Below are 1,940 nucleotides of genomic sequence, written 5' to 3'. Positions count from 1 at the left end.
CCGCCGGACGCCGCCGGACCGTGGCGAACCAGGACAGATCAGGACACACCAGGAAGGACCACGGTGCGTGACACGACCGTGTCCCCTGTCCGACCAGACACCTCCTGTACGGGTGGTCGCGACGGCTGTCGCAGCAACAGTCCGTGCGCGCCGCGCGCGGGCCGGGTGACAGTGTTTGACCTGCAGTTACCCCACCTGAACCCTCTCGTTGCAGCCGGCACGGGCTCCCCTCGTATCCGACGTGCCAGCAACAACCAGGAGGACATACCCCATGTGGAAGAAGACCGGGATCGTCGTCGCCGCCTCGGCCGCATCGCTGATGGCGCTCTCCCCGGTGGCCATGGCCCACGGCACCCACAGCGGTGACCACGGTGACGGGATCGACAAGAGCGCCGAGGGCCTGATCGCCGGCCTCAACGGCAACAACATCAACGTCCCGATCCAGGCCTGCAACAACAACATCCCGCTCAACCTCATCGGGCTGCAGGTCCCCATCGAGGACGCCGCCGCCGCGAACGGCCTCACCGGCGCACTCGGGATCCTCGGATCCGGCACCGCGAAGTCCGGACACTCGGTCACCGACCAGTCCGACAACTGCGCCCAGACCGGCGCCGCCGGAGACACCGTCAAGGGCCACAAGTAACATCCGCACCACCCAGCACTGCTTCGCCGACGGCCCAACCTTCACCACGCCGGCGACCACGCGGTCTGCTCTTCTGTCGAGCAACAGCACACAGACCGCGCACAGGACAGAGCCCCGCCCCGAGGGACCACGGCACTGACCCACAGGGTGCCCACCCCCGGGGCGGGGCTCTCCCACATCCCCGACAGCCCGGCAACGACAACGTCCCGAACCGGCGCCTCTACACTCGCCCACCTCGACCGCACCACCGCTTTGAAGCGCCGCGCTGGCGCCACCCCATAAAACTGGAACTGTTCCAGATAACTCTTAGGAAGCCCCGGGCCCGGGGTAAACGGGGGTGGTGTCCAGGCGCAGCGGTTCACCCGGGCCGGCCCCGTTGCTCACCACTATCGTGACCGCCTGTATCCATCGTGAAGGGAACCCGTCATGCGCCCACTTCCGCCGACGGTTGCGTTGATTGCGCACCTCCTCGCCCGGCTCCTGATCGGCGGTGTCCTGATCGCTCACGGCGCGCAGAAAGCCACCGGGTTCAACGAGGTCGTCACCGCTTTCACCCAGATGGGCGTCCCTGCGCCCGCCGCCGTAGCCGCGACGGCGATGACCATCGAGCTCCTCGGTGGTGCCGCGCTGATCGTCGGGTTTGCCACCACCATCGCCGCCGTCATCGTCGTCGTGAACATGACCGGAGCCGTCGTGCTCGTCCACTCCCCGACAACCGTGTTCGTCACCGACGGCGGCTGGGAACTGGTCGGCGTCATCGCCGCAGGAGCGCTCCTGCTCGCCGCCACCGGCCCCGGACCCTGGGCGGTCGACACCATCCTGGGCACCCGGCGCCACACACCCCCACCCGCGACCTGGCCTGACCCAAGCTGATCTCGGTGAGCATGCTCTCCGGGCTGACCGCGCCCGCTTCGCTCTTGATCAACGCAAGGAGCGACGGACCCGCCCGTCCGGCCACCCCCACGCCCCGACCCGTCGAGGTCTGCTCGCGGTATTCGCGGTCCGCGTCGTCCTCGCCGTCACCGGCGGGGATCAGCGCCCGCAGCCGCTCGGTGACCGGCTGCGGGATCCGCGCGGTGACCCGGATGAACAGGGCCTCCCCGGCGCGGTGCAGCGCCGAGGCCACCATGCTCCTTATCCGCGCCGCAGACGGCGGCTCGATGCGCTCCTCCCGGCACCGGGCCCAGCAGCGCCTGCCGCACCAACTCCGGACCGCACTCGGACGGCGCAATCTGCTCGATCAACCACGCGGTGTGAACCTCTGGACCGGGAACGAAGAGAGGGCGGGAATGCGAAC

At 69.1% G+C, this 1,940-nt stretch carries 3 protein-coding genes; all 3 read left to right on the top strand.

From position 1 onward, the window contains the following. Window positions 1-271 precede the first annotated feature (271 nt). Entirely contained in the window at window positions 272-643 is a 372-nt protein-coding gene (locus Ae331Ps2_RS29070) for a hypothetical protein (RefSeq protein ID WP_075313331.1), read from the top strand. A gap of 426 nt (window positions 644-1,069) precedes the next feature. Next, a complete protein-coding gene (locus Ae331Ps2_RS29065) occupies window positions 1,070-1,516 on the top strand; it encodes a DoxX family protein (RefSeq protein ID WP_075313173.1) in 447 nt (148 codons plus the stop codon). Window positions 1,517-1,521: 5 nt separating this feature from the next. After that, on the top strand, window positions 1,522-1,940 hold a 419-nt coding region (locus tag Ae331Ps2_RS32840), incomplete at its 3' end, for a hypothetical protein (protein ID WP_217695662.1).

The organism is Pseudonocardia sp. Ae331_Ps2, assembly GCF_001932405.1.
Taxonomy (GTDB): Bacteria; Actinomycetota; Actinomycetes; order Mycobacteriales; family Pseudonocardiaceae; genus Pseudonocardia.
This window is presented reverse-complemented; position numbering and strand designations above follow the sequence as displayed.